This window comes from Rhodobacter capsulatus (assembly GCF_005144475.1).
In the GTDB taxonomy this organism is placed as follows: Bacteria; Pseudomonadota; Alphaproteobacteria; order Rhodobacterales; family Rhodobacteraceae; genus Rhodobacter; species Rhodobacter capsulatus_C.
The window spans coordinates 67,002-92,901 of sequence record NZ_SWJZ01000050.1; the positions used below are offsets into that span (position 1 = coordinate 67,002).

A 25,900-nucleotide genomic window follows, 5' to 3' on the forward strand; every position below is an offset into this window, starting at 1 on the left:
GTTCGGGTATCGGAGGATGGAGGAGAACCGGAAAACAGTCCGGGGGACTGTTTTCCTGACGACGCTTTCGGTGCGTCGGCGTCGCCGCCGCAAACGCGCCATCGCCACCCGGGCACCGCTGGTGACCGAGGCTGCAGAAACGGGGGGTGAGGGCAGAGTCTGCGGGGGGGCAATCCCGCGCTCATCGCAGATCGCTTGGCGCGAAACCCAGTCTGGAACGAAACTGCGCGCTCATATGGGCATGCGAGGCAAAGCCGCAGACGTGTAGGGGGGGACTACCTTCCGGACAGGAGCGAGGACCCCGCGGCGTGACAGGGAACACACTGAAAACGTTGATGCATATCGCGTTTCAGGGTGCACCGAGGCGGTGCAGACGATTGCAAGTTGGTGTCGAAAGTGGCGGGAAAAATCGACATTAGACCAGCAAATCCTGTCGAATGTCGGACGCGAAGGCATCACCAGCGAGCAACAGCTATCACTTTGACAAATAAAGACGTTCGGAAGGTGAAAGCTGACGTGGCAGCGCCAAGATGCATGATCGGACAGTCGCAGCAATGAGACGAAGTGGGAAATCGGTTCCCACTTCCAAAAAAACGCTGAAAGCGGAACGCAAGGCGTTGGTTTATAATAATAAAAGACTTCTGAAGATGCATTTGAGGAACCGGTGGCAAGTGGGAACCGTGTTTTGCTCTGAAAGCCGTCAGGATGAGGGCTTCCGCGGCAGATCCTGACGATCGTTCATGCCGATTGCGATAGTTATGCCTGAAGGTTACCGTCGTCTGGCATATGTCCAATCAATGGTGCGATCATGAGATACTTAGCGGGTGCGGCACTCCTGGCGTTGGCGCCGACGCTGGTGCATGGACAGGACGGCAGGGCGCTCTGCACTACTGCCGGAAAAATGGCGAAGAGCTCTGTAGACGCAACGGTAGAGCAGGCGCTTCAGGTCAACAATCTGAGGATTGCGGTAAGCTTGTGGTTTGACGTTCCGCAGTCGCGAAGAGACGAGCTGCTGGGATTTGTCGACAAGTTGACCGCCTACCAAAACACTGAAATTGTCCAGACGATTGATGACGCAAAATCGATTTTGTCGATCTGCGAGCAACGTTAGAACGATTGCAATAAAGAACGGGCATTCGGCCAATCTGGGTGCTCGCGCAAGGCCTCACGTCGCGAAAAGGTGCGATAGTAGCACCCGCACCTATCGCACTTGCAGCCATCCAAAGGGAATGGCAGTAACTCGTCGGCGCCCAACCATCGCCCGAACAGCTTCAGGGCGCCATCGCAAAGCGGATCTGGCCCCAAGCTCTGGAGCGTGACATGCGTGCGAATGCCATCCGACATTACCTCGCGAATCTGCGCGATGCGATACTCGGACTGCACCCGAAAGATCACATAGCGCGTCAGCACCCAAAGCATCTGCCCCTCGATGCGATCCAGCGTTGCTGCAGGGATGCGTTTTCCACGTGCTGCCACCTCGACAAGTTCAGCGACTTCCTGCGCCGAAAAATCGTGCCTTAACTCGCACTTAGCCAAAGCCTCTCGGACCAAGGGCATGATATCGACGCTTTCGCCGAAGCCAATGATGTCGGCAAAGTAGCTGCTCTGCTCGCTCACGGTGTCCTCCCAAAGTACACAACCCGGCCGACGACGCGCAGTTGATCGACGGATTCGGCGCCGAAGGTCTCGACCGGATAGCCCTCGTCGGCATTGTCCGAGACGAGTTCGAGGCGCCCGTCGAGGCGCCAGCGGGCGCGTTTGACCAGGAGCCGGTCTGAGACGTTGAAGACGTAGATGCAGCCGTGTTCGACCTCGCGCTGGCTGTGATCGACGACGAGGAGCGCGCCGTCCGGGATCGTCGGCTTCATCGAGGTTCCGCGCGCCCAGATGACCGAGCAGTGATCCGGCCTTGCGCCCTGGTTTGCAAGGAAGCGGCGGGTAAATGCCACGACGCCGTCGGCCTGTTCTGAGGCGGGCACCATGCCCGGCCCGGCCGAGGCATGCACATCGTTGTAAACGGGCAATCTGACGAAATCCGGTTGGTTGAAGTCCATGATCGGCGCCGGGAGCCCTTGGGCGCTCCCGGCTGAAGACTGAAACATGTCTCCATCACCGGTGATGAGCCAATCCAAGTTAACAGCGAAATCCTGTTTATAGCGAGCAAGGAACTGCATGTCAGGGGAGGAGTCTCCCCTCTCGTAGCCCCCCAATGTCTCCGGGTTCATCCCAAGAACACCTGCGAAAGCTTTCCTGCTTTCGTGCCCTAACGCCTCACGGACCGCCGTAAGCCTCTGGGAAAACTCTGTTTTTGATACTGGTTTTCTACCCATCTATAAGTTCACTTTCTCTGTTTACTAAACAGAGAAGCGCTGTTATCCCTTACCTGTGTCGGCGGCGTGGGCCGCAGACGATTGCAACGAACGAAACCGAAAAAAGCCGATGCGCCAACATCGACTTTCCCCAGGAGGTCCCAGATGAGCAAAATCTGGACGAAAGCCCAGATCAAGTGCGCCCTTGAGGAGAAAGGCATGACCCTGACGGGCCTTGCCATCCTCAACGACATGAACCCGAGCCAGATGCGGTCCGTTTGGAGCCGCCCCGTCCGCCCCGCCGAGAAGGTCCTCGCCGAATTTCTTGGCGTGGCGCCCGCGGAGCTTTTCCCGACTCGTTATCCCATGCGGAAATCCTCGCTTCTTTCTGCCGAGAATGAAGCCCTGATCGCAAGGAAAAAAGCGGGTCTCGATCCTGACAAGGGAGTCGCAGCATGAGCCCGACTTCGTCCAAACTCATGCCCGTTCTTGACGGGTCCGCGGCCGGTTTTCGGCGTGCGGCCGGTGATCTTGGCGAGGCGATCGCCGTTCTGTCTGGCGGTTTGCCGCCCGATCAGTGGACGCGGTCGCGCCTTGCCCAGGCGCTGCGCGAGATCCAGTCGTTCCTGGTGGCGGAAGCGCATGCGCAGGATGGCCGCGCGGCGATCAGTGAAGATGTGCTGCTGCGGGCGGCGGTGGCGTCGATGATGACGCATCCGGTGAGCGTGGCGATGCCGGTGGCGCTGGTGACGGAGGCCGGTCATGGGCGGTGAGGATCGCTTCGGGCTTGTCGAGATGATCGAGGATGTGATCGGCGCGGCCTCGATCCTTCTGATGATCTGGGCCGGGTGCTTTCTGGCCGGGGGGCTCGGCGGCATCGCCGGGGTGGCGCCGTGATGTCGCGCCGCAAGCGTCTGGATGACATCCTGCAGCTGCTGACGGTGCTGATCGTCATCGTGGCCCTGCCGATCGGAACGGCGCTGTGGGGGTTGGGCATCTATGCGGTGGTGGTGCAGCAATGACCCAGCATCGCCCGCATATCGTGACCACCTCGGCTGGGTTTTCTGTCGCCGGTGTCGGAGGCAAGGCCCCGAAGTTTGACAGCCGGAAGGAGGCCGAGGCTTGGCTTGAGGGTCACTTCGAGACCATCCCCGAAAAGAAACGGCCGCAAAGCCGTGCCTGCATGTGTTGCGGCAAGGAATTCCTGTCGCTGGGGTTCCACAATCGGCTGTGCGACCGGTGCCGCGGGGCTGGCGGCGCGCTGAGCGACGAGGTGCGCCCGCAGCTGCCGAAAGGCCGGGGGCGGTGATGGTGGGGATCGTGGCTGCCCCCGTGGCGATGAATGCCCATGATGTCGCCGATCTGGTGGCGATGCATCTTCGGCTCATCAGCGCCGTCGATGCGATCGCCGCCGAGGCGGCGGCCAAGCCGGAAACCAAAGACATCGGCCTGCAGCTGCAGCTGGCTGCAGGCATGGCACGCACGAAGCGGCGCGCAGCCGCCGTGTGCTGAGAAACTCAGATGGATACAGGCATGACGACCGGAAATTACTTCGAGATCCCGCTGGATCGCATTGATGTTCCCGAAGATCGGGCGCGCAACTTTGACCCAATGGCTGCAAGTGCTCTGGCGGCCATCCTCAAAGTTCAAGGGATCATGCACCCGATCCGGGTTCGAGCGGATGGTGATCGGTTCCGCCTCGTCGCCGGGTTGCACAGGCTGCGTGCCTTCGAGATCAACGGTATGGCTGAGATCCCGGGCACCATCTCGAACGCGCGCACTGATGAAGAGGCGCGGCTCGAGGAGGTTATGGAGAACCTCGGCCGCAACGAGCTGACGGCGCTGGATCGCGCGCAGCACCTTTACGAGCTGAAGGTGGTCTGGGACCGGATGCACCCTGACTTCGCAAATGGCGGTGGGAAAACTTTTCCCACCGGTGATGAGAAGGCACAAATCTTCGGATTTGCGACGGAAGTGGCCGAAAAAATCGGCATGTCGAAGCGCTCGATCAACATCGCCGTCAAGATCTGGACCGGGCTGACGCCGGACAGCCGCCGCCGTCTGGTGGGCACCAAGGCCGCCTCGAACCAGTCGGAAATCAAGGCGCTGTCCGAGCAAAGCCCGGTCCGGCAGGAGCGGATCATGGACATGCTGCTGAGCGATCCGCCGATTGCGGCGAGCGTGGCCGATGCGCTGATGCTGATCGAGGCCGGGGTGCGGCCGAGTGAGGTCGAGAAGCGCTATCAGGCGGTGCATCGCGCGATTGAGGCGCTGGATGATCACACGCTTGATCGGGTGGTTCTGGCCCATGAGGAGCGCATGATCGCCTCGCTGCGGCGTCAGGGGAAGATCTGACATGCCCCCCCGTCACCGTGATCCTTTGACAAAAGACCTGTTCGCCTGGGAGCCGCCGCAAATATCGGTTGGCTACAGCGCCGAGGTCACGGGGCGCGGGCCGCTCGACAGCCGGATTTCCCGGCTGATCGGGCAGGCGCTGCGGGATGCGCGGGACGATGGGCTGACCCGCGCGAAGGTGGCGGCGCGGATGAGCGAGTATCTGCACCGCCCGGTATCCGAGTCGATACTGAACAAATGGACCTCGGAGGGGTCCGAGGACCACCGCATTCCGATGGATGCATTTATCGCGCTGGTCGAAGCGACCGGGGCCAAGGCGCTGCTTGGCTTCGCGCCAGGAGAGTTCGGGCTGACGGTGATCGAGTCGGAATACGCCGAGATGATCAAGCTGCACCTGATCCGCGAGAAGCGGCAGGAGCTGGATGCGCAGGAGCAGGCCATCATGGCGAAGTGGAAGGTCCGGAGATGAAAGACCTTGTGACGACTTCCGCACCTCAGACCTTCTTCACCGCGCGCGAGCTGGCGGAGATCGCCAAAAATAGGGGGCTGACGTGCTTCCCGCAAACGAAGCGTGGCGTTTGCGACTATGTTTCGCGCGTCGGCTGGGATGCCCTTGGTTCAAAGCTTGCCCGGAAGCGCATCGGCAAGGTGGGCGGCGGGATGGAATATCACATCAGCCTGATGCCGGAGCCGCTGCGGCTGGCCTATGAGGGCAGTCTGATCACTGCTGGCCTCAAAGCCCGTCTGGAAGCCGAGCACTCGGCGGATGATCGTCGTATCGCAGCCCTGAAGGTCAGCACGCTGCCCGCCCGCGCCCGTAAGGTGATGGAAGCCCGTGCCGAGATCCTGAAAGCGATCGAGGGCTATGCGATTTCGCAGGGGATGAGCCGCGCCTGGGGCGTGGCGCAGTTTCTGGATGCGCAGGCCGCGATGGTTGCGCGTCAGGAAATCGAGGCGCGGCGGGATTGCGGGGAAATCCTGACAGATCGCGAGATCGCCAGCCTGGCGCGTCCGCTGCTGCTGAAGACCGGGTTCATGATCGACCCGGAGCGGATCGTGGTGGCGAATGACCGCCGCGGCAAGCCTTCGGTCGGGCGCAGCGCGATCTATGACTGGTTCAAGACCCGCGACGAAAAGGGCGTCGTGGCGTTGGCCCCCGCGGCGACGAAAGAGGAAATGCCGATCCCGCCCGCCTTCGCCGACTTCCTGCGGCATTATGCGAAGCCGACCAAGCCCTCGATCGCCGATGCTTATGGCGAATATCTCAAGGAAGCCGCGGCGAAGGACGGTGTGCAGCTGATGACGCTGACGCAGTCGCAGGTGGAATACATCCTGAGGGTGCGGATGAACAACATCGAGAAGCACGTCGGACGCGAAGGCATGCTGACGCTGCGCTCGCGCCTGCCCTATGTCACGCGGACCACCGACGACATGTGGCCGACAACCGTTTACACCGCCGACGGCAAGACTTTCGACGCCGAGATCGAAGACCCGGTCAGCCATAACGCGATCCGACCGGAAATCACCACCGTCATGGATCTCGTGACGCGCAAGGTTGTCGGCATCTCGCTTGGCCGGTCGGAAAACCAGAAGTCCGTGGCCGAGGCGCTGCGGCGGTCCTGCGTCTCGCACGGGATCTGCGCGATCTTCTACGTGGACCGCGGCCCCGGCTATCGCAACGAGGCGATGGATGCCGATGTGTCAGGCCTGATGGGGCGGCTTGGCATCACCAAGGCCCATGCCGCGCCCTATGGGTCACAGGCCAAGGGTCGCATCGAGCGCATTCAGCACACGATCTGGGACCGGCTTGCGAAGCGCCTGCCGACCTACATCGGCACCGACATGGACAAGGAGGCGGGCGACAAGATCCACAAGCTGACCCGTCGCGAGATCCGCGAATACGGCCGGTCGCGCAATCTGCCCACCTGGGCGGAATTCGTGAAGCTGTGCGAAGACATGGTCGCCGAATACAACGCCAAAGAGCATACCAGCCTGCCGCAGATCCGCGACCCGGAGACGGGCAAGATGCGCCACATGTCGCCCGACGAGTGCTGGGAGGCCCATGTGGTGCGCGGCTTCGAGCCGGTGACGGTCGATCCGGCCGAGGCTGACGATCTGTTCCGTCCCTACGAGATCCGCACCACCCGGCGCGGCGAGGTGCTCTGGAACAAAAACAACTATTTCGACCATGCGCTTGCCCCCTATCACGAGACGAAAGTGATGGTCGGTTACGACTATCATCAAGCGGATCGGGTCTGGGTGCGCGAGTTCGACAAGGAAACCGGGCAGCCCGGAAAGCTGATCTGCGTCGCCCGGTTCATGGCGAATGCCGAGCGCTATTTCCCGGTCAGCTATGAGCAGCAGGCCATCGAAAACCGCGCCAAGGGTCAGCTGAAGCGGCTGGAACGCAAGGTCGCGGCCGTTGAAGCCGAGCGCGCGGGGCAGCAGCTGGTCGATCTGCGGGCTCAGAACATCCCTGCAGGAATGTTCGATGCACCGGCGGCCGAGATGGTGACGATCGCCGCGCCGAGCACCGTCAGCATTGCGCCCGCCGAAGCGGCATCTGCACCGGCTGCGAAGCGTCTGACCTTCGCCTCTGACGAGGCGCTCGCCGCCTGGGCGCTGGAGCATCCGGAAGAACTGAAACCTAACCAGATCGCCGTTTTGCGGGGCTGCCTTAACAGCTCGACCGCGCGGGAGCTGTTTCGAATGTCAGGCATCGACTTGGAGGCGCTGCGAAACCTCCTCCGCGCCGTTGCCTGACGAACTTCACTGGGAAGATGAGGGAGCATAACATGAGAAACGTTTTTGTCGAGACGAGCAACGTCCGCGAATTCTACGCCTCGCTGAAGAAGCTCAACGAACGCGGTGCCGAAGAAGCCTGCATGGTCGTTGTCGATGGCAAGCCGGGCCTGGGCAAGACCACAACGCTCAATCGCTGGGTCACCCAGACGGGCAGCGTCTATCTGCGGGCGCAGAAAGGCTGGGATTACGGCTGGTTCGTGCAGGATTTGCTGGCGGAACTGTCGGTCGATCCGAAAAGTGTCCGCGGCAAGCGCGAACGGTTCGCACGGGTCCTTTGCGAGCTGCAGGAGAGGGCAGATCGGGCGGCGCTGCGCGACAAGACCTTCGGCATAGTGATCGATGAATGCGATCTGGTGTCATCGCGCGGCGAGATCATGGAGGCGATCCGCGGGATTTCCGATCTGAAGTTCCTGCCGACGATCCTTGTGGGCATGGGCACCTTGCGCGACAACCTGCGCCGCTTTCCCCAGATCGAGAGCCGGGCGCCGAACAAGGTCGCCTTCACGCCCGCCACGATTGACGATGCGCGCGCTCTTATCGTGGAGCGCTGCGAGGTTCCGGTGGCCGATGAGATGATCCAGTATGTCTGGAGAGCCTCCAAGGGCTTCAACCGCGAAATCCTCGATGCGATTGCGCATATCGAACGGTTTGGCCTGCGCTCGAACATCGATCAGAGCGGCGTGACGCTTTCCGACATGGCCGGTCAGCCGATCATGACCGACCGCGTAACCGGCAAAGAGATCTTCATCACGGTGGCGGCGTGATGGCAAGTTTCGGCCCCGGAGAGCTGCAGATGGCCGTGCTGCAGCACATCGCGCTTCCGCTGATTGCTCCGACGATCCAGATCGCCCTTGCGCTTGACGTGTCCCCGAAGCGGGTGTCGAAAGCGGCGTCTGCGCTTCTTGATCGCGGCTACATTTCCCGCGTGCGACCCGGGATCTACAAGATCACGTTCCGCGGGTTGCAGGCCATTGCCGATGGCAAGATCATCACCAGCGGCCCGGTCGATGCCTCCCTCAATGTTCTGGCGCGCCCCGAAACGAACGGGTTTCGGGATCGGCTCTGGCGCTCGATGCGGCTGCGTGGGACCTTCACGATCAGCGACGTGGTCTGCGATGCCGTCGATGGCGAGAAAGACGCGATCAACGATGCCGGGCGCTATATCCGCATCCTGAAATCCGCCGGTTATGTCCTTGAGATGCTCGATCGTCGGAAGGGCACACGGCCGGGGTCGAATGGCCTGAAGCGGTTTCGCCTGCATCGCAACACCGGCCCGCGGGCGCCGCTGCATCGTTCGAAACTCGGGATCGTGCACGATTTCAACACCGGGGAGGATTTCCCGTGTCGCTGATCGACCTGCCGAACCCGGAATGGATTGAGCTGCTGAAGGCGGAAGCTGCCAAGGGCAAGCCGATCGCGCAGATCGCCCGCGAAGTGGGCATGGCGCGGCCGTCCGTCTCGATGCTGATCCGCGGCACCTATCCGGCCAAGAGCCTTGATCTGGTGACGCGCAAGCATGGCGCGGCCGTGATGCAGCTCTACCGCGACCAGATGATGTGCCCGCACCTGCGCTGCGGCATCTCGGCCGAGGACTGCCGGGCCTTTGCATCCGCGCCGATGTCCACCTCGAACCCGGAAAAGCTGAAGCACTGGGGCGCATGCCGGGCGTGCTCCCTCAATCCGACCAAGGGAGGCGCAGATGCCTGACCGTCTGACCCCGGAGGAGATGGTCACCCGGGCAGCGACCGCCCTGGGAAAGATCGACCTCTACGGCGCGCGCGGCATCACGATGGTCAGCTTCGAAGAGATCGAAGCCATGGCCTGCCTGCTCGCCGATAGTGGTCTTCCTCCGGTCTATCCGGGGGCTCCGGTCCCGAAATTCACCTTCACCACCTGCAACATTCAGGAGCCGGATCATGGCTAAGGAACTCACCATCTCGATCGACGAAGGAACCCTCATCCTCGCTGCTCAGATCCTGAAAGATGAGCGCGGCATCGACGACATCGATCTCGAAGATGCAGCGGCTGCGATCACGAAAGCCGCTCAACGCCTCACGAAACGTAACCGCGAAACCACCACCAACGAGGAACCCCAGAATGTCTGACTTCACCCCCGCCGCGGTGCCCACGGGCATCATCGACGTCAACGGCAAAGCGTACATGACCGACGCGAAAGGCGCGCTCATGCCGGTCGAACTGATCAAGGCGCAGCATGTCCTTGAGGACGAGACCGTGCGCAAGATCATGGGTTTCGCGCTGGCGCTCTCGGCGCAGGTGACCCGGTTCAAGGAACACACTTACGAAGATTTGGGCGCTTTTGATGCCATCCTTCTGCAAGAATATGGACTGACCAAGGGCGGTCCGAAAGGCAATCGCCACTACCAAACCTATGATGGTCTTATGGAGATTGAGGTCCGCGTCAGCGATCTTCTCGATTTTGGGCCCGAGTTGCAGATCGGCAAGGCGCTGCTGGATGAATGCCTGAACGAATGGGCCGCAGATAGCCGCGCCGAGATCCGCGCGCTGATCACCAAGACCTTCAACACCGACAAAGAAGGTCAGGTGAGCCGGTCTGGGGTCTTCACGCTGCTGAGCCTTGAGAGCAAGGACGAGCGCTGGAACCGGGCCATGGATGCGATCCGTGACGCGATCCGGATCGTGGGCTCGAAAACCTACTACCGCATCAAGAAACGCGCCTCGGTCGATGCGCGCTGGACGACGATCACGATTGACCTCGCCAAGGCCTGACGCCTTTACCGGCCGCCCACCCGGCCGGGCCTACCCCGCCACTCGCGGACCCACCCAGAAGACCAACCGAAACGAACAGGAGGCCCCCATGGGCAAGACACCGACTTTCTCGAAATCCGACCTGATCACCGCGATCGCCGCCAAGACCGGCTTCGCCCAGGTCAACGTCAAGGAGATCATCGATGCTACGCTGGGCGAGATCACTGGCCAGACCGAAGCCGGGTCGAAGGTGACCCTGATGGGCTTCGGCTCCTTCGAGCAGCGTCAGAAAAAGGCGCGCATGGGCCGCAATCCGGCCACCGGCGAGACGGTCGAGATCCCGGCCAGCGCGCATCTCGCCTTCAAGCCCGCGAAACCGAAGAAATCCTGACGCGAAACTCCCCCGGGCAACCGGGGGCGTCGTTCCGGCGTGGTGGCCGGGGCCTGATGAGCAGCCGGAGGACGAAATGTATCACCTGAACTATCTTGCGGACGGTCGCGTCGAGCTTTGCGAGTTGAAGCCGGTCACCGTTGCGGTCTTTTACGATCCCGCCTTGGCCGAGACGGTGGCCGATGGCCTGAACGACCTTGAGAGCCTGCGCGACGGTGAACCCGACCCGCCGGAGGAGCTTCTGGAAGACGACAGCGATGACGACTATGCGTCGGCCCCGGATTTTCACGGCGTTCCCGTCCAGGTCGAGGAGCTCCCGGCCACTGCGGACGTTTTCGACACGGAACTTGAGCCGCTGACCCCGGCCTACGCCGACAAGCTGCTCGAAGCCATCATCGCCTCGAAGACCGCTGACGTCGCGGATGACGCCGCCGCTGACGTCGCCGTCAGAGAGGTCGCGCCCACCGTCGAAGCCGCCGTCGACGAGGTGGCCGCGCCGCGTGGTGAGCCGAGCGATGCGGATTGGGCCGATGCTTTCCTCGCCGTCGAAGACGGGTCGGATATGGCCGAGGTTGCGGCGACCCTGGGTGTGACCATGCCCAAACTGCGCGGCCGCTATGTGGCCTGGAAGGGGGCGAAGAAGAAGGCCGCGGCGGCGCCCGTTGCCGCGTTCAAAGCCCCCATCGCCCCGCTGCCCTCCGTGTCCGCGCAGAAAGACGAGCCCAAGCCGCTCTGGTGGCGCGAGCTGACCGAGTTCCTGGGCCAGATCGGTTATCGCGGCGGCTGGTCGGCGAGCCTCGATCTGGCGCTGGTCGAAGGTTTGGCCAACGGCAGGCAGCTGGAGGTGGTTGCCGATGAGATCGGCAAGGAGGTCGGCGAGGCCAAGGCGCGCTTCATCGCGCTGACGCCGAACGGCGTGACGATCGAGCGGCAGACGCGGCTGCTGCAGGTGCTGCGCGCCCGGGCCGGTGTCCTGAAATGATGATCTCGACCGACTTCGGGGTGCATATCAACCCGCAGTTCGTCGCGGCGATGGAGTTGGTCTGTGGGCCCACTCCCAAGCTCAGCGGCTTTCGGGCGCTGCGGGTGACGATGTGCACGGGCGCCGTGTTTCACATCGAGGCGGCTCCGACGAATTTCGGGGCCGATGACATCGAGGTCGCGATCCTCAAAGCGCATGCGGGGCTGAAATGAACCTGAACACCGTGATCAACATCGCCAAGGGCCAGATCGGCATGGCCGAAGACGATTACCGCGCCATGCTGGAGCGCGTGACTGGTCAGGCTTCGCTGAAGCTGATGACAGACCGTCAGAAAGCCGCCGTTCTTGACGAGATGAAGCGCATGGGCTTCCAGAAGACCGGCGGCAAGCGCGCCCCCGCCGCCCGTCGCGATGTCCGGTACTGCCATGTCCTGTGGGGCAAGCTGCACAAAGCAGGCGTTGCCAATGTGGCGGGCGCGAAGGGGCTGAACGCCTTCATCAGGTCGCGCTACGGCGCCGCCTGGGGCGCGGTGCCGATCGACATCGACCGCATGACCGACGCCAAGCAGATCAGCGCCGTGATCGAGGCCCTGCAGGCCTGGTGCAAACGCCACAACATTCCCACCGAATTGCCCAGAGAGGGAGATCGGAAATGATGACCTTCGTGCTCGACTATCTGCGCGATCATTACTGGCTGACCGTCGCCGCCCCTGGCGCGATGATCGTGGTCACCGCCGTTGTGTTCTGGGGGCTGCGTTGATGGTCGCCTATTCCTTTCAGAAGCGGTTCGCTCCGAAGATCATCGATGGCTCGAAGCGCCAAACGATCCGCAGTCAGCGCAAGCGCCATGCCCGCCCTGGGGAGTTGCTCCAGCTCTTCACGGGGATGCGCACGGTGCATTGCAAGAAAATCGTGCCGGATGTGCGTTGCATCGGCGCGGATCCGATCTGCATCGAGTTCGATACCGAAGGAAAAATCGTTTCGATCGAAGTCGATGGGTCAGAGGTCGCCGATGTTGACGCTTTCGCCGTGGCGGATGGATTCGAGGCTGCCTTTGATATGGCCGGATTCTGGGTCATGAGCCATGGTTTGATGCAAAGGTTCCGGGGAACGCTCATCAGCTGGGATGGTCAGTGATGGGCGTGTTCATGCTTTCCGGATCTGACAACGACACGAAGCTCGTGCGCTTCGAAAGCAAGTCTGTCGGGTCGAAGACAACAATCGTCATCACTATCGAAGCGATCGATCTTTCCACCGCCGGATGGGCGCTTCGGAGCCTCGACGAAGTTCAGAAAGAGCAAGCGGCGCGCAGCAAGAAAGCGCCCAAACCGGCACCGAAAGGATAGTAAGCTTATATTGACGTGATACACGAGTGGTGTATATTCATCCTATGAAGCGGATGGAACAGCCAACCGCGATAGGTAGAAAGACCTTGCTATGATGATCCGTACTGCTCTTTCCGACAAAGCCCGTGCCGCGCTGATCGGCTTCTGCGCGGAAAACCTGAAGCCCGGCCTCGATCCGGTGCGTTATGCCGACAATTTCAACAATGTCGATTTTGGTGAGGTCGGAGGCGTCGATGGCGCGCTTTACGAGATCCGCAGCCTGCACCAGAAAGACGGTGTTCCCGCCACGATCTGCTTCCGCGCCGAGGACGACTTCTGCGTCGAAGAGATCGAGGACTGATGTCCGGGTCTTGCACCTATTGCGGTCGAGATTTCTCGGCCGCAAACCCACGGACTGTCGAGCATCTCGTGCCTATGGCTCGCGGCGGAAGCAGATGTGATCCTGAAAACCGAGGCGAGAGTTGCGCCGAGTGCAATGCTGCGAAAGGAACCATGACGGACGAAGAGTTTCGCGCGCAGCTGCGAAATGAAGCGTTTTTCGATCATGCGCGTCCAGCCATAAAACCGGCCATGACAGATCCAGTCGAGCGGACAATCGCCGAAGCACTTGATCGCGCAGGAATAGAATGGGTCGGAGACACCGATCCGCGCGCTAAAAGGCTGGACTTCTTTCTGCCGATCGAAAATGTCCATATCGAGGTAAAAAGGTTTCATACAGACCGCACAGCAGAGCAGATGGAGCGCAGCGAAAATATCATTGTTGTGGTCGGTCTGGCGGCCGCCAGGGCGTTCGCCAGGATGATTACCAAAAGGGATGATGGATGATGCGCACCACATTCGCAGCCGCCATCGCTATTTGTGGCCTCTCACAGCAAGAAGCCGCAGATTACTTGGGTGTGCGCATCGACACGGTGAAATCATGGTCATCAGGCCGCAACCCGCCGCCAGACGGCGTCTGGGGGATGTTGGCAGATCTGTATCGGCGCGTAGAGAACGCAGCTGATCATGCGTCCTCGCAGATTGAACCAGACCTGATGGACAAAAGAGCCATGAACAATCTTCAGGCTGACAGCGGCGAAGACCCTCTCCCGGGGGGAGCCGCCGCTGTGGCTGGCGCGATGGCCTTGTTGCTGGCCATCGGTGATATCGAGTGATCAAAGGCGGTCTATCCATTTTTCCGGGGTAAGAAATTGCCTCTCACTCTCTGTCAGGGAACCGGACTAAAATAGTCCTACCCCTGACGCTTTCCCCTCATGCGCCCCGGAGATTGCCATGACCATCGCCCCTGACGTGCCCGAGTCGCTTGTCGATGTCGCCGAAACCTTTGGGCTTGGCGTTGCCCTCAGTCTCATGCAACATTTCGGGGGGCAGGAAGTCGAGTTTCCGCGCCGCAAGCCCTCGGCCGAGCTGGTGAAGGTCCTGGGCGAGGATGCCGCGGCGAAGCTCTGCCATTTCCTGTCCGGGCAACGGCTTTATGTGCCCCATGGCCGCAGCCGCCTGCGCCGTCTGGATGTGCAGCGGTTGGCCGACACCGGGCGCGGGCGGCGCGAGATCGCCGCCACGCTGGGCATCTCGCAGCGCCATGTCAGGCGGCTGGCGAACAGGCCACCCGATCAGCTGCCCCTTTTCCCTGACGATTGACCGCCCCCGGACCTGTGTCCGGGGGTTTTGCTTTCGCGCGCGTGGCAAGGCTGGGAAAACGCGCGAGGGCCCCCATGAAAACCAGCGAAAAAGGCATCGAGACGCTTGAGCTCGAAGAAGGCAACGTCCTGCGGGCCTATCGGTGTCCCGCGGGGAAATGGACCATCGGCATGGGCCTGACCGCAGCTTCGGGCGTCGTCATTCCGAAAGCTGGCATGGTGATCACCGCGCAGCAATCGCGCGATCTCACGAAAAAAGCGCTGGCCGCGAAGTATGAGCCCCGTGTCGCCCTGGTGATGACCGGTGCCCGGCAGCACGAATTCGACGCTGGCGTGCTCTTCGACTGGAACACCGGCGCGATCAACAAGGCCTCGTGGGTGCCGCTCTGGGCCCGCAAGGCAGGTGCTGCCGCGATTTCCATAAAATTCCGGCTGTGGAACGGGGGCGGCGGCAAGGTCTTGCCGGGCCTTGTTGCGCGGCGCGAGCGCGAATTGCGCATCCTGTTCGAGGGCATGTACCCGGTGCTGGGCGAGCCCTCGCGGCCCTCGGTCAGTGTCGCGCGCTGGGTGCTGCAGCTGGATTTCGCCGAGAAGATCGCGGCGATGACGGCCTTCAAAAAGCTCGGCTATCCGGTCGGCCTCGATTCCGCGGCCATCCCCGCGGCCGAGATCCGCCGCTTCCAGGTCGATCACGGCTTGACCGCTGACGGCAAGATCGGCCGGGCCACGCTTTCGACCCTGCAGCGGCGCCTCGATGCCACCGAGAAGGCCAAGTCGGTTGGGCTGTTTTCCGGCGGTGTCACCGCATCCGCCGTCACGTCTGCGGCCCCGACCGGCATGTCGGACATCACCGACTGGATCGCCTCCCAGCCCTGGGCGATCGGTGCTGCGGCCGCGGTGATCGGCCTCTGGGGTCTGTGGCTCGCCTGGCAATACCGCGACGTGATCGCCGCGAAAATCCAAGGCCGCGCGCCGCGCCTGGCCGCTGCCCTGAGGAGCATCTGATGTCCGCCCTTGTTGCCCTGGCCGGATCGGCCGGTCTGAAAGTCGTCGAGAAGATCGTCGCCCGTAAATTCGGCGACGGCGCGGGCCAGCTCGCCGGTGAAATCCTCGGCGCGATCGCCGATCAGGTCGGTGTGCCGGTCGATCAGCTTGACCAGGCGGCCGAGGATCAGCCCGCGGCCGTCACGCAGGCCCTGCGCACCGTCGAAGAGCGCAGCCCGGAGCTGATTGCGCTTTATGCCTCGGGGCTGGAGCTGCAGCGCGCGCAGCTGGCGGCCGAGGCCTCGGAACCTCTCTGGATGCGCGCCTGGCGCCCTGCGGGCATGTATCTGCTGGCCGCGCTCTGGCTTTGGTCGGTGATCGTGCTGCATGTCGTCAACGCCGCCTTCGGCACGGCCATGCCGCAGATGCCCGTTGACCAGCTGCTGACGCTCTCGGGGATCTACATGGGTCTCTACATGGGCGGGCACACGGCCAAGGACATGGTCGCGAAATGGGCGGGGGCGCAGAAATGACCGCGCTGCCCAGCCATCCCGCCGTGCCGCCCCATGTGGCCGAGTCGATCGAGCGCGCCCACAAGCGCATCGATGGCCATGAAGAGCGGATCCGCAAGATCGAGATCGACGGGGCGACCATGGCCGAATGGCGCAAGGGCACCACGGACGCGCTCGATTCGATCCGCTCCGGGATCACCTGGCTGACCCGCCTCGTCCTCGGTGGCATCGCCGCCGCCGTCATCACGTTCATCATCTCCGGGGGCCTCAATGGCGCGCAATAACGAGGATGTGCGCCGCAAGGCCCGTTCCGACTATGTCTTTCGGCGCTTCACCGCCGCCACCATCGCCGCCGCCTATGGCATTTCGGAAGCGACCGTCGGGCGCTGGAAAAAGGCCGCCAAAGAACAGGGCGACGACTGGGAGAAGGCCCGCACCGCCCATGTGATCGCCGGCGAAGGCGTCGAGGCCGTGGTTTCGACCGTGGTCGAAGACTTCATGATGCAGGCGCAGGAGATCCTGGAAGAGATCAAGTCCGGCGAGCACTCGACCAAGGAAAAGGTCGCAATGCTCGTCTCGCTTTCGGACGCGATGACGAAGATGGCCGCCAGCGCCAAGAAGTTTGCGCCGAAGATCTCGGAGCTGGGCGTGGCGCAGCATGTCATGCGCGAGATGCTGGATTTCGTGCGCGAGAACTTCCCGCAGCACTCGGCCGCTATCCTTGAGATCATCGAGCCCTTCAGCGAGCGGCTGGCCGAGATCTATACGTCATGACCAAGCGGCCGAAGCTGAAGGCCGCTGTCAGCACGAAGGACTTCCGCGAGATGATCGCGGAAATGGCGCGCGAATTTGCCCGCCATATCGAGCTGAACGTGGCGGCCTTCGCGCCCGATCCGGCCGCCAAGAAAGAGCGTCTGAGTCGGGTTGCCGAGGCGGACGGCTTTCAGTTCTTCATGGAAACCTATCTGCCGCACTACGTCCGCGGCGAACACAGCCTGTTCCACCAGCATATCTTCGCCCGGGTGCCGGAGATCCTCGCTTCTGGAGGGGGGGCGCGGGATCTCTTCGTCGCGCCCCGCGGGGCCTCGAAATCAACGCACCTGTCGCTCGGCTTTGCGCTTTATTGCATCATGCTCGGGCTCAAGCGCTACATCATCGAGGTCTGCGACGTCTATGATCAAGCCGCGCTCTTGATCGAAGCGATCAAGGCCGAGCTTGAGAACAATCCTCGGCTTCAAAATGACTTTCCGGAGGTTTTCGGCAAAGGTCGTGTATGGCGTGAGGGCAAGATCGTCACGCGCAACAATATCTGCGTCGAAGGCCTTGGCGCCGCGAAGAAGATCCGCGGCCGTCGTCATGGACCCTATCGGCCCGATTTGCTCTTCCTCGACGACATCGAAAACGATGAACAGGTGCTCAACCCGGAGCAGCGCAAAAAACTATGGAACTGGATCTATCGCGCCGCGCTGAAGGTCGGCCCGCCCGATGGCAGCATAGATGTGATCTGGGTCGGTACGGTGCTTCACTTCGACGCCGTGATCGTGCGCGCCGCGAAGGCGCCCGGCTGGCGCGTGACCGAGTTCCAGGCGGTGGTGAAATTCCCCGACCGGATGGACTTGTGGGACCAGTTCGAAGAGGTCTATCACAACGACGGCGAGGACGCGGCCAAGGCGTTCTACGAGGCGCGCAAGGCCGATATGGATCAGGGCGCGGTGGTCAACTGGCCATCGGTGCAGTCGCTGCTGTTCCTGATGCTGGAGCGCGCGGCCGATAAAGCCGCTTTCCAGACCGAATATCAGAACAAGCCGATCAGCGAGGGCAACCCGTTCGGCGATCTGACCTATTGGGTCCAGCCTCTGCGGGAATGGATCTTCTTCGGGTCGCTCGACCCCAGCCTTGGCAAGGCTGGCAAGGGCCGCGACCCGTCAGCAATTCTGATCGGCGGCTTCGACCGGCTGGCCGGGAAGCTCGACGTGGTCGAGGCCTCGATCCGCAAACGGCTGCCCGATCTGATCATCGCCGACACCATCGCCTTGCAGCGCCAATATCGCGCGCTGTTGTGGTTCGTCGAGGCCGTCCAGTTCCAAGAGTTCCTGCGCACCGAGCTGATGACGCGGGCCGCCCGGGAAGGTGTCGGCATCTCGGCCGTGCCGATCACGCCCTCGGCCGACAAGGATCTGCGCATCGAGCGCCTGCAGCCGCCGGTGGCCGCGGGCCTGATCCGGTTCAGCACGGCGCATCGCACGCTGATCGACCAGCTGCAGCAATGGCCGAACGGCGATCACGACGACGGGCCCGACGCGCTCGACATGCTTTGGCAGAACACGCTGCACTTCGCCGGGCGTGGCGGTGGCGGCGGCGAAATGCTGACGTCTGGCGCGTGCGCGAGCAGCGGGATGCTGGGCGGCTATCGGTTGAGGAGAGGGTGATGGGAAATCACTTTGTCGAATGTTGCATCGAGGGATGCTCGCGATCCTGCCGCCGCTCAGACCAAGGCGAGTGGATTTGTGGGCGCCACTGGCATCGCATCCCATTGGAAACGCGACGTGCGATCCAAAGGGCGAGCGCCAAAGACAAGCCTCAGGCCGCAATCGACCGTCTGTGGTCACGGTGCAAGCGCCTTGCGAGCATCCCTGCAGAGCTCGATAGCCTCTGGAAACGGAGAGGGTGATGGGCGCACTTGGTTCGAAGCTGAGGACGCTTGAAGGAGGCGGGCTCATGTTCCGCTGCCCGGGCTGCGGCGATCCTCATGCGGTCTGGGTCGGATATGGTCCCGGTCCGCGCTGGGGCTGGAACTACTCGGGCGACGCTCCGACGTTTACGCCATCGATCCTCGTGACGTGGACTGAGCCGAGCGATGTGCCGGAGGAATTTTACGACACATCGAAGGACATCAAACGCGTCTGCCACTCCTTTGTCACCGACGGTCGCATCCAGTTTCTCGCCGACTGCACCCATGCACTTGCCGGTCAAACGGTTGATCTGCCTGACTGGAAGGAAGACCCATGAGCCGCCGTCACCGCAAGACCCGCCCGGCCGCTTTCGCCGAGCAGCCCCGCAAGAACCTGCCCGCCGCGGCGACGGCGCTGATCGCCAATGCCAGGAACGACATCACCATCCCGTTCTTCAGCGAGGTGCTGCGAAACTCCGACGACACGCTAATCCAACAGGGCGGCGGCAAGGGGCTGAAGATCTATGACGAGATCGAGCGCGACACCCATGCCGGGGCCATGCTCGAAAAGCGCAAGGGGGCGCTGATCTCGCGCGAGTGGAAAGTCGAGGCCGGGGGCGACCGCCCGATCGACAAGGCCGCGGCCGAGCTGGTCCGCGAAATGATCGGGGCGCTGCCATTTGACCAGGTCTGCAAGGGCCTGCTCGACGCAACCCTGAAGGGCTATGCGGTGAGCGAAGTGGTCTGGGGCCGCGACGGCGCCCGGATCAAGCCGGTGAAGATCAAGTCGATCGACCAGCGCCGCTTTGTCTTCGACACCGAATGGCGGCCGCGGCTGCTGACCTGGACGGCGATGTCGGAAGGGATCGAACTGCCCGAGCGCAAGTTCATCGTGCACCGGGTCGGCGTGAAGGGCGAAAACCCCTATGGGTTGGGGCTGGGCAGCCGACTGTTCTGGCCGGTGCTGTTCAAGCGCGAGGGCATCACCTTCTGGCTGCACTTCCTGGAGAAGTTCGCCGGGCCGACGATCGTGGGCAAGAGCCCGATCGGATCGCTGCCCGAGGAGCAGCGCAAGCTGCTGACCACGCTGCAGGGCGCCGTCACCTCTTCGGCGATTGTTGTGCCGATGGGCACGGACGCCGAGTTCCTGGAGGCGAGCCGGTCGGGCAGCGTCACCTATGAGCAGTTCCTGAACTACTGGGACCGGCAGATCTCGATCGCCACCACCGGCGAGACGCTGACGACGCAGGTAGGCGAGTCCGGCGGCAACCGCGCGCTTGGCGAAGTGCATATGGAAATGCTGGATATGCTGGCCGACGGTGACGGCGATCTGCTTTCGGGCACGCTGACCGAGCAGCTCCTGCAGTGGATCGTCGATTACAACCTGCCCGGGGCGGCCGTGCCGAAGATCTGGCGCGAACGGCCGAAGAACGCCCAAGCCGAAGCTGCGACCAAGAAGCGCCAGGCAGAGGCGAGCGAAGCTTCCGCGAAGGCGATCCGCACCGTCGTTTCCGAAGCTGCGCGGTTCGAAGATGACGAGGTGGCCCGGGAATACATCCTGTCGTTCGACGTCACCCAAGGCCTGAGCGACAAGACGATCGATGCGCTGGTCGAGGCCCGTCACGCCTTTGGCACCGCGCCCGCCGCGCCCGATCCGTTCGTCGTCGCCGATCCGAACTTCTCCGCCGCCTGGCTCAAAAAAAAAGCCTGAGCCACCGGCACGTCTGCTTCGCTGAGCCGGGCGGGCCGGTCGAGCGGATCACCGATCAGGCCATCGCTGCGGCCGAGCGCCATTTCACCAGGCGCGTGGCCGCCGTGCGCAAAGCGATCGAGACGGCCGAGGATTTCGACGCCGCTGCCCGGGCGGTGCTGGAGATCGGCGCCACCTGGACGCCCGATGCGCTGGCCGCGCTCTTTTCCCAGGCGATGCAGCTGGCGGCGCTGGAGGGGCGCGAGGCGGCATTCGCGGACTGGGAGGACGTCAGCTTTGCCGAGACTCTGACCCGTCAGGAGTTCCGCGAACAGATCGATTTCCTGACGCAAAAGCGGGGCAAGCCGACCGCCGCCTGGACGGATGCGATGCACGGCGATCACGACCGCGCCTTTGTCGTGGCCGGGGTCACCGACATGGCGATGCTGGAAGAGTTCCAGCAGGCGATCATCGAGGGCGCGCGCACTTACGACATCAAGGCCTTCGCGGCCGAGTTCGACCGTCTTGTCGAGAAATACGGCTGGTCCTACAACGGCGGGCGCGAATGGCGCATCCGCACCATTTTCGAGACGAACATCCGCACGAGCTACATGGCCGGGCGGTTGCGGCAGATGCGCGATCCGGATGTGGTCAAGGCGCGGCCCTATTGGCAATACCGCCACGGCGAAACCCGGGTGCCGCTGAACCCGCGGCCGGAGCACACCTCCTGGCACAACCTGGTGCTGTTCTGGAACGATCCGTGGTGGGATACGCATTTCCCGCCCAACGATTGGGTCTGCAGCTGCGGGGTGCGGACGCTCTCGCGCGGCGATTTGCGGCGCATGGGCAAGGACGGGCCGGACAAGGCGCCAACGACCACGATGGTGAAGCACATCGATAAGGCGACGGGCACCGTCGTCGATCTGCCCGAAGGGATCGGCTACGGTTGGGATTACATGCCTGGAGATCTCTGGGAGCGTGGTCTGGTGCCGTCACGGTTGCTTGAAGAGGCGGTTGGGCCGCGTGTTGCCGGTCGCCAGCTCGTCGATGTCGATATCCCGGAGCCGATCGATGACCTGCTCGCCAAAGCCGTGCCATTCTCGAAAGCTGCCCACGACGCATCAGAGGCGCTGCAGGCTAAAGAGGCCCCCGAGCCAGAAGATTTCCTGCGGCCGTTCTTGTCGCCGTTCGGTGCGACCATGGATCGCGCCACGCTGTTCACCGACAAAACCGGGGCACGGATGCCAATTTCGAAGGCCTTGTTCCAGGCGCCGGATGGGAGCTGGAAGATCGACAAGCGCAGTCGTGGCGTGCTAACCCCGTTCATGGCCGAAGCCCTGATCGATCCGGACGAGATCTGGCTCGGCCTGGTGGAGAAGGGCGGCGAGATCGTTGTCGATCGTCGCTACATCCGGGTCGATCCGGATGCGAGCATCATCATCGTCTTCGAAATGGGGCGGCTGTGGTGGCAGGAAACATCGGCCTACAACACGACGAAAAAGAACAAGACCGCTCCGGATTTCCGGCTGCTCGACATTCGACGTGGCGGCAAGCTGCTCTGGAAAAGAAAATAGCGGCCGTGGTGATACGACCGCCGCGCTTTCAGCTTACAGGACCCATCACCAGTCTTCGCTTCCAGCATCCCCAATATAGCCAAAACCAAGGGAGATTTCAACGATGACGGGCATCAGCATCTCGGTTGAGCTGCAGGAGGCCACCGCGCGCCAGGCGCTGCGGGATCTGCTGGCGCGGATGGAAAATCCCCGCGGGTTCTACAAGGGGGTCGGCGAGCTGCTGCTGGCTTCGACCAGCACGCGGTTCGAGACCGAAACCGGTCCAGACGGCAAGCCGTGGACGCCCTTGAAACCGGCGACGATCCGGGCGCGGACGAAGGCCGGACAGCTGCCGCTGACCATTCTGCGGTCAAATACGAAAGGCAAGTCTGGCTCGTCTCTGGCCGGATCGGTCAATTACATCGCCTCCGATGACGAGCTGCGCATCGGATCGCCGGTGGCATACGCCGCAATCCACCAGCTAGGCGGCACGATCGAGAAGCAGGCGGGCAGCCGCTACATGGTCGGGCGGCGCTTTGCCAAGCGCGACAAGGAGGGCGGCAAGGATGTGGAGATCAAGGCGCACACGATCACCATTCCTGCCCGGCCCTATATCGGGATCTCGGCGGCGGACCAGGAGGGGATCCTGGAGCAGGCGCAGGACTGGCTGGAGGGCTGAGGTGGCCGCGTCGCTGATTGCGCCTCTGATAGGGCAAGTCGTTGTGCGGCGCCGGATGCCCGTCAGAAGCCATCCCACCCCGTTAGCCCCCCGTTAGGATTGCTCTGCGCGCCAATCCGAAGCGACCCGGGCGAAGGCCATTGCGTGAGCTGCACCGCCGCGCCTATGATCTGACCAAGAGGCCACCACGCGCCACCCCCGGACTTGTGTCCGGGGGTTTTGCATTTGGGCCTGTGCGAAGGGTTGTCCGTCACCAAGGACGGACCCATGACCGAGACCAGCACCGCCCCCCTCACCGCGCGCATCGAGGTTTTTCGCCCCGGCACCTTCACGCCGATGCAGGGCGAGCCGATCACCTATTCCGCGGGTGACCTGCGGGCGATTGCCGACGCCTATGACCCCGAAACCGCCCCCGCGCCGATTGTCGTCGGGCATCCGGACACCGACGCCCCGGCCTATGGCTGGATCAAGGCGTTCCATTACGACGCCGAGACCGAGCGCCTGATGGCGGATCTGGACCAGATCGAGCCGCAGTTTGCCGATCTGGTGAAGGGCGGGCGGTTCCGCAAAGTTTCGATGGCGTTCTTTTCGCCCGGTCAGCCGCACAACCCGGTGCCCGGCACCTGGTACCCCAAGCATGTCGGTTTTCTCGGCGCCGCGGCCCCGGCGGTTCCCGGGCTGCGCCCTGCGAGCTTTGCCGGTGCCGCCGATACGGTCTTCACTGCGGCCTTCGGCGAGCGGGGCTTCGAAGAAACCGCCTCGATCCTGCGCACCGTTCGCGACTTCCTGATCGAGAAGTTCGGTCTCGAAGACGCTGACAAAGCGCTGCCCGCCTATCGGATCGAATGGCTGAGCGAGATGGAAATCCACCCCAAGCCCGAACCGATGTTCTCGGGCGATCAACCCAACCCCAAGAAGGAGCCCGCTGTGACCCAGCCCGACCCGGCCTTCGCTGCGCGCGAAGCCGACATCGCCGCGCGCGAGGCGGCGGTTGCCGCCCGCGAAGCCGCCGCCCGTCACGATGAACACGTCGCCTTTGCCGAGGCGCTGATCACCGAGGGCAAGCTCTTGCCCGCGGTCAAGGATCAGACCGTCGCCGTCCTCGATGCGCTGCCGCTGGGCGCGACCGTCGCCTTCGCCGAGGGCGGCGCGAAGGTCGATCTGGCCAAGGCGCTGCGCGACATCCTCTCGGCCCAGCCGAAGGTGGTGACCTTCGGCGAGACCGATCTGGGCAAAGACCCCGCCACCGCGACGCCGGTCCAGTTCGCGGCCGATGGCAAGGCCGTCGATGCCGAAGCGCTCGCCCGCCATGAAAAAGCGCTGGCCTATATGCGCGCCCACCCCGGCACGGAATACCTGGCCGCTGTTTCCGCCGTTTCCTGACAGGAGGTCAAAGTGATCCGCTCCTACCACGCCATCCTGACGCTCACCGCCTCGGTGACGGCCATCTGTTCCGCCGGTGACCTGATCGGTTTCGATGATGCGCCGATCACCGTCGCCAACACCCCGGTCAAGGGCGTCGCGCAATACCCCGCGACCGAAGTGGGCATGCCCATTGCCGTGACGGCGGCGGGCACCGAAACCGTCACCGCCAAGGCGACCATCGTGAAGGGCGATCAGCTCTGTTCCGCGACCGGCGGCGGTGTCCGCAAGGCGGTCGTCGGCACCGATGCGAACATTTTCGCCACCGCTCTGACGGCCGCGGCCGCGGGCGAGCTTGTCCAAATCCTGATCCGCTGAGGAGATCCCCATGGCCCCGCCCGTCAATATCCGCTCCGCCGCCGTCGTCGATCCGATCCTTTCGACCTATGCGCGCGGCTATCGCAATGGCGAGTTCATCTCGCATCTGCTTTTCCCGCGGGTGACGATTCCCAACCGCAACATGCGCGTGCTGAAGTTCGGCAAGGAAGCCTTCCGGATGCTGAACACCCGCCGGGCCCCGGGCGCCGACAAGAAGCGCGTGCAATACGGCTATGCCTCGGACCCGGTCGCGCTGTTCCAGGATGCGCTCGAAGGCGTGGTGCCGGTCGAACATCAGCAGGAAGCGGAAGCGATCCCGGGCGTCGATCTGGGCTCTGGCGCCGTCAACATGGTGCTCAACGTCATCGATCTGGGTCACGAATACGCCGCCGCGCAGCTGGCGCGCACCGCGGCCAATTATGACGCGAACCACAAGCTGGCGCTGACCGGCACCGCGCGCTGGACGTCGGATCTGTCGGACCCGAAAGCGGATATCGATGCCGCGAAGGAAGCGATTCGGCGCTCGATCGGGCGCTATCCGAACACGATCACCCTGGGCCCGACGGCGGCAAACGCGGCGAAGAAGCATCCCAAGGTCAAGGAACAGTTCAAGTACACCTCCAAGGACAGCGTCACCCTCGACATGCTGGCGAGCTATTTCGAAGTGAAGCGCGTCCTGCTCGGCGCGGCGGTCTGGCTGCCCGAGAATGCGACCGACGACACGATGGCCAGCGATGTCTGGGGCGATGACGCGATCCTCGCCTATGTCCCGGAGACCGGCGACAACTTCCAGGTGCCCGCCTACGGCTACACCTACGAGCTGATGGGCTACCCGCAGGTCAAGCGGCCCTACTACGAAGAGAGTTGCGAGAGCTGGATTTATCCGACCACGGTCGAGCGCCGTCCCTATCTGGTGGGCGCCGAAGGGGGCTTCCTGCTGCAGAACGCTGGCGCGGCCGCGGCCTGATCGGCGGTCGGTTTCAGGAGCGGGCGGTTCGCCGCCCGCTTGCTCGAACCGACAGGAGCCGATGATGACTGACGAAATCGAAGTGGTGCTGACCGGCCCCGCGAAGATCCGCGATACGGTGAAGCGTCCCGGTGACAAGGTCCGCGTGACCGATGCCGAGCGCGAGCAACTGCGCGCCGCGGGTGTGCTGGCCGAGGATGCGGCCGCGCTGATCGAAAATGCTGACGCGGATCTGAATGCCGCGGTCGTCGATTGGCAGGCCCGCGCGCTCTCGGCCGAGGCGCAGCTCAAGCTGCTGGAAGCCCGGGTGATCGAGCTGCAGGGCGGGCCGCTGCCGGTGGCCGAAGACCAGGATGCCCCCCCGCTGAGCGGCACCGAAGACAGCCTCGAACCCGTCCAGGCGGGTGACCAGGCCGAGGCGCAACCCGCCGGTGAGGACGGGGCGCTGATCGAAGAAGATCCCGCCGCGGAGCAGACGCCCGCGAAAGCGGGGCGCGGCAAGGCGAAGGGCTGAGGGGCCCGCGCCCGCGCTGGGGGCGGTGACCACATC

41 protein-coding genes and 1 other RNA gene are annotated in these 25,900 nt (G+C 63.2%); 40 read left to right on the plus strand and 2 right to left on the minus strand.

The genetic code is table 11. The annotated features are described in order from the left end of the window. Positions 1–808: 808 nt before the first annotated feature. Positions 809–1,111, plus strand: coding sequence for a hypothetical protein (locus FBT96_RS12285; protein ID WP_136907043.1), 303 nt, complete (start codon positions 809–811; stop codon positions 1,109–1,111). Here FBT96_RS12285 and FBT96_RS12290 read toward each other — a convergent pair. Both FBT96_RS12290 and FBT96_RS12295 read right to left on the minus strand, forming a co-directional pair. Continuing rightward, positions 1,108–1,617: a hypothetical protein gene (locus tag FBT96_RS12290; protein ID WP_136907045.1), complete on the minus strand. Its 510-nt coding sequence runs from the start codon at positions 1,615–1,617 to the stop codon at positions 1,108–1,110. The genes FBT96_RS12285 and FBT96_RS12290 overlap by 4 nt on opposite strands. Beyond that, a complete protein-coding gene (locus tag FBT96_RS12295; protein ID WP_136907048.1) occupies positions 1,614–2,330 on the minus strand; it encodes an XRE family transcriptional regulator in 717 nt (238 codons plus the stop codon). Before FBT96_RS12295 ends, FBT96_RS12290 begins: the two co-directional genes overlap by 4 nt. A gap of 144 nt (positions 2,331–2,474) precedes the next feature. Here FBT96_RS12295 and FBT96_RS12300 point away from each other — a divergent pair, with 144 nt between their 5' ends. From FBT96_RS12300 to FBT96_RS12480, 39 genes are all read left to right on the plus strand, one after another. Beyond that, positions 2,475–2,768: a helix-turn-helix domain-containing protein gene (locus FBT96_RS12300; protein WP_136907050.1), complete on the plus strand. Its 294-nt coding sequence runs from the start codon at positions 2,475–2,477 to the stop codon at positions 2,766–2,768. Continuing rightward, on the plus strand, positions 2,765–3,082 hold the full coding sequence (locus tag FBT96_RS12305) for a hypothetical protein (RefSeq protein WP_136907051.1): 318 nt from the start codon (positions 2,765–2,767) through the stop codon (positions 3,080–3,082). The genes FBT96_RS12300 and FBT96_RS12305 overlap by 4 nt, the downstream gene beginning before the upstream one ends. Then, entirely contained in the window at positions 3,072–3,206 is a 135-nt protein-coding gene (locus FBT96_RS21460; RefSeq protein WP_283234928.1) for a hypothetical protein, read from the plus strand. The genes FBT96_RS12305 and FBT96_RS21460 overlap by 11 nt, the downstream gene beginning before the upstream one ends. Next, positions 3,206–3,331 (plus strand): hypothetical protein, encoded by a 126-nt coding sequence (locus tag FBT96_RS21465; RefSeq protein ID WP_283234929.1) that lies wholly within the window; start codon positions 3,206–3,208, stop codon positions 3,329–3,331. The genes FBT96_RS21460 and FBT96_RS21465 overlap by 1 nt, the downstream gene beginning before the upstream one ends. After that, positions 3,328–3,618, plus strand: coding sequence for a hypothetical protein (locus FBT96_RS12310; RefSeq protein ID WP_136907053.1), 291 nt, complete (start codon positions 3,328–3,330; stop codon positions 3,616–3,618). The genes FBT96_RS21465 and FBT96_RS12310 overlap by 4 nt, the downstream gene beginning before the upstream one ends. Continuing rightward, a complete protein-coding gene (locus tag FBT96_RS12315) occupies positions 3,618–3,821 on the plus strand; it encodes a hypothetical protein (RefSeq protein WP_136907055.1) in 204 nt (67 codons plus the stop codon). Before FBT96_RS12310 ends, FBT96_RS12315 begins: the two co-directional genes overlap by 1 nt. A gap of 9 nt (positions 3,822–3,830) precedes the next feature. Then, a complete protein-coding gene (locus FBT96_RS12320) occupies positions 3,831–4,664 on the plus strand; it encodes a ParB/RepB/Spo0J family partition protein (RefSeq protein ID WP_136907057.1) in 834 nt (277 codons plus the stop codon). Between the two features lie 25 nt (positions 4,665–4,689). After that, a complete protein-coding gene (locus tag FBT96_RS12325) occupies positions 4,690–5,133 on the plus strand; it encodes a hypothetical protein (RefSeq protein WP_249306467.1) in 444 nt (147 codons plus the stop codon). Further along, the gene (locus FBT96_RS12330) at positions 5,130–7,427 is read left to right on the plus strand and encodes a Mu transposase C-terminal domain-containing protein (RefSeq protein WP_136907061.1); all 2,298 of its coding nucleotides are present in this window, start codon (positions 5,130–5,132) and stop codon (positions 7,425–7,427) included. The genes FBT96_RS12325 and FBT96_RS12330 overlap by 4 nt, the downstream gene beginning before the upstream one ends. A 32-nt stretch (positions 7,428–7,459) precedes the next feature. Then, the gene (locus FBT96_RS12335; protein ID WP_136907063.1) at positions 7,460–8,233 is read left to right on the plus strand and encodes an AAA family ATPase; all 774 of its coding nucleotides are present in this window, start codon (positions 7,460–7,462) and stop codon (positions 8,231–8,233) included. Further along, positions 8,233–8,820, plus strand: coding sequence for a hypothetical protein (locus FBT96_RS12340; RefSeq protein ID WP_136907065.1), 588 nt, complete (start codon positions 8,233–8,235; stop codon positions 8,818–8,820). The genes FBT96_RS12335 and FBT96_RS12340 overlap by 1 nt, the downstream gene beginning before the upstream one ends. Beyond that, positions 8,811–9,176, plus strand: a complete 366-nt coding sequence (locus tag FBT96_RS12345; protein ID WP_136907067.1) for a hypothetical protein — start codon at positions 8,811–8,813, stop codon at positions 9,174–9,176. The genes FBT96_RS12340 and FBT96_RS12345 overlap by 10 nt, the downstream gene beginning before the upstream one ends. Next, on the plus strand, positions 9,169–9,393 hold the full coding sequence (locus FBT96_RS12350; RefSeq protein ID WP_136907069.1) for a hypothetical protein: 225 nt from the start codon (positions 9,169–9,171) through the stop codon (positions 9,391–9,393). Before FBT96_RS12345 ends, FBT96_RS12350 begins: the two co-directional genes overlap by 8 nt. Further along, complete coding sequence (locus FBT96_RS12355) at positions 9,386–9,574, plus strand: hypothetical protein (RefSeq protein ID WP_136907071.1); 189 nt, start codon at positions 9,386–9,388, stop codon at positions 9,572–9,574. The genes FBT96_RS12350 and FBT96_RS12355 overlap by 8 nt, the downstream gene beginning before the upstream one ends. Continuing rightward, complete coding sequence (locus tag FBT96_RS12360) at positions 9,567–10,217, plus strand: DUF3164 family protein (RefSeq protein ID WP_136907073.1); 651 nt, start codon at positions 9,567–9,569, stop codon at positions 10,215–10,217. Before FBT96_RS12355 ends, FBT96_RS12360 begins: the two co-directional genes overlap by 8 nt. Before the next feature lie 88 nt (positions 10,218–10,305). Next, positions 10,306–10,587 (plus strand): HU family DNA-binding protein, encoded by a 282-nt coding sequence (locus FBT96_RS12365; protein ID WP_136907075.1) that lies wholly within the window; start codon positions 10,306–10,308, stop codon positions 10,585–10,587. Then, an RNA gene (locus FBT96_RS12370) (hammerhead ribozyme type II) lies at positions 10,587–10,657 on the plus strand. Before FBT96_RS12365 ends, FBT96_RS12370 begins: the two co-directional genes overlap by 1 nt. 6 nt (positions 10,658–10,663) lie before the next feature. Continuing rightward, entirely contained in the window at positions 10,664–11,569 is a 906-nt protein-coding gene (locus tag FBT96_RS12375; RefSeq protein WP_136907077.1) for a hypothetical protein, read from the plus strand. Continuing rightward, positions 11,566–11,781 carry a hypothetical protein gene (locus tag FBT96_RS12380; protein ID WP_136907079.1) on the plus strand — a complete coding sequence of 72 codons (216 nt, stop codon included), beginning with the start codon at positions 11,566–11,568 and terminating at the stop codon, positions 11,779–11,781. The genes FBT96_RS12375 and FBT96_RS12380 overlap by 4 nt, the downstream gene beginning before the upstream one ends. Beyond that, positions 11,778–12,224: a regulatory protein GemA gene (locus FBT96_RS12385; protein ID WP_136907081.1), complete on the plus strand. Its 447-nt coding sequence runs from the start codon at positions 11,778–11,780 to the stop codon at positions 12,222–12,224. Before FBT96_RS12380 ends, FBT96_RS12385 begins: the two co-directional genes overlap by 4 nt. 103 nt (positions 12,225–12,327) lie before the next feature. Beyond that, positions 12,328–12,705 carry an ASCH domain-containing protein gene (locus FBT96_RS12390; RefSeq protein ID WP_136907083.1) on the plus strand — a complete coding sequence of 126 codons (378 nt, stop codon included), beginning with the start codon at positions 12,328–12,330 and terminating at the stop codon, positions 12,703–12,705. Next, positions 12,705–12,914, plus strand: a complete 210-nt coding sequence (locus tag FBT96_RS12395) for a hypothetical protein (RefSeq protein ID WP_136907085.1) — start codon at positions 12,705–12,707, stop codon at positions 12,912–12,914. Before FBT96_RS12390 ends, FBT96_RS12395 begins: the two co-directional genes overlap by 1 nt. Before the next feature lie 94 nt (positions 12,915–13,008). After that, positions 13,009–13,254 (plus strand): hypothetical protein, encoded by a 246-nt coding sequence (locus FBT96_RS12400; protein WP_136907087.1) that lies wholly within the window; start codon positions 13,009–13,011, stop codon positions 13,252–13,254. After that, positions 13,254–13,739, plus strand: a complete 486-nt coding sequence (locus FBT96_RS12405; protein WP_136907089.1) for an HNH endonuclease — start codon at positions 13,254–13,256, stop codon at positions 13,737–13,739. Before FBT96_RS12400 ends, FBT96_RS12405 begins: the two co-directional genes overlap by 1 nt. Continuing rightward, positions 13,736–14,068: a helix-turn-helix domain-containing protein gene (locus tag FBT96_RS12410; protein WP_136907091.1), complete on the plus strand. Its 333-nt coding sequence runs from the start codon at positions 13,736–13,738 to the stop codon at positions 14,066–14,068. The genes FBT96_RS12405 and FBT96_RS12410 overlap by 4 nt, the downstream gene beginning before the upstream one ends. Before the next feature lie 118 nt (positions 14,069–14,186). Then, entirely contained in the window at positions 14,187–14,555 is a 369-nt protein-coding gene (locus FBT96_RS12415) for a helix-turn-helix domain-containing protein (RefSeq protein WP_136907093.1), read from the plus strand. Beyond that, entirely contained in the window at positions 14,552–15,559 is a 1,008-nt protein-coding gene (locus FBT96_RS12420) for a lysozyme (RefSeq protein ID WP_249306469.1), read from the plus strand. Before FBT96_RS12415 ends, FBT96_RS12420 begins: the two co-directional genes overlap by 4 nt. Then, positions 15,559–16,071 carry a 3TM-type holin gene (locus FBT96_RS12425; protein WP_136907096.1) on the plus strand — a complete coding sequence of 171 codons (513 nt, stop codon included), beginning with the start codon at positions 15,559–15,561 and terminating at the stop codon, positions 16,069–16,071. The genes FBT96_RS12420 and FBT96_RS12425 overlap by 1 nt, the downstream gene beginning before the upstream one ends. Beyond that, positions 16,068–16,334 carry a hemolysin XhlA family protein gene (locus tag FBT96_RS12430; protein WP_136907098.1) on the plus strand — a complete coding sequence of 89 codons (267 nt, stop codon included), beginning with the start codon at positions 16,068–16,070 and terminating at the stop codon, positions 16,332–16,334. The genes FBT96_RS12425 and FBT96_RS12430 overlap by 4 nt, the downstream gene beginning before the upstream one ends. Next, entirely contained in the window at positions 16,321–16,824 is a 504-nt protein-coding gene (locus FBT96_RS12435; protein ID WP_136907100.1) for a DUF1804 family protein, read from the plus strand. Before FBT96_RS12430 ends, FBT96_RS12435 begins: the two co-directional genes overlap by 14 nt. Continuing rightward, positions 16,821–18,479, plus strand: coding sequence for a phage terminase large subunit (gene terL / locus FBT96_RS12440; protein ID WP_136907102.1), 1,659 nt, complete (start codon positions 16,821–16,823; stop codon positions 18,477–18,479). The genes FBT96_RS12435 and terL overlap by 4 nt, the downstream gene beginning before the upstream one ends. A 241-nt stretch (positions 18,480–18,720) precedes the next feature. Next, the gene (locus FBT96_RS12445) at positions 18,721–19,059 is read left to right on the plus strand and encodes a DUF6527 family protein (protein WP_136907104.1); all 339 of its coding nucleotides are present in this window, start codon (positions 18,721–18,723) and stop codon (positions 19,057–19,059) included. Beyond that, positions 19,056–20,432 (plus strand): DUF935 domain-containing protein, encoded by a 1,377-nt coding sequence (locus tag FBT96_RS12450; protein ID WP_136907106.1) that lies wholly within the window; start codon positions 19,056–19,058, stop codon positions 20,430–20,432. Before FBT96_RS12445 ends, FBT96_RS12450 begins: the two co-directional genes overlap by 4 nt. Positions 20,433–20,536: 104 nt before the next feature. Then, the gene (locus tag FBT96_RS12455; RefSeq protein WP_249306470.1) at positions 20,537–21,985 is read left to right on the plus strand and encodes a PBECR2 nuclease fold domain-containing protein; all 1,449 of its coding nucleotides are present in this window, start codon (positions 20,537–20,539) and stop codon (positions 21,983–21,985) included. Positions 21,986–22,088: 103 nt separating this feature from the next. Next, the gene (locus tag FBT96_RS12460; protein ID WP_136907110.1) at positions 22,089–22,643 is read left to right on the plus strand and encodes a phage virion morphogenesis protein; all 555 of its coding nucleotides are present in this window, start codon (positions 22,089–22,091) and stop codon (positions 22,641–22,643) included. Between the two features lie 267 nt (positions 22,644–22,910). Then, entirely contained in the window at positions 22,911–24,026 is a 1,116-nt protein-coding gene (locus tag FBT96_RS12465) for a hypothetical protein (protein WP_136907112.1), read from the plus strand. Between the two features lie 12 nt (positions 24,027–24,038). Beyond that, entirely contained in the window at positions 24,039–24,383 is a 345-nt protein-coding gene (locus FBT96_RS12470) for a DUF2190 family protein (protein ID WP_136907114.1), read from the plus strand. Positions 24,384–24,393: 10 nt separating this feature from the next. Then, positions 24,394–25,350, plus strand: a complete 957-nt coding sequence (locus tag FBT96_RS12475) for a major capsid protein (protein ID WP_136907115.1) — start codon at positions 24,394–24,396, stop codon at positions 25,348–25,350. Positions 25,351–25,414: 64 nt separating this feature from the next. After that, the gene (locus FBT96_RS12480) at positions 25,415–25,864 is read left to right on the plus strand and encodes a hypothetical protein (RefSeq protein ID WP_136907117.1); all 450 of its coding nucleotides are present in this window, start codon (positions 25,415–25,417) and stop codon (positions 25,862–25,864) included. The last annotated feature ends 36 nt before the right edge of the window (positions 25,865–25,900 follow it).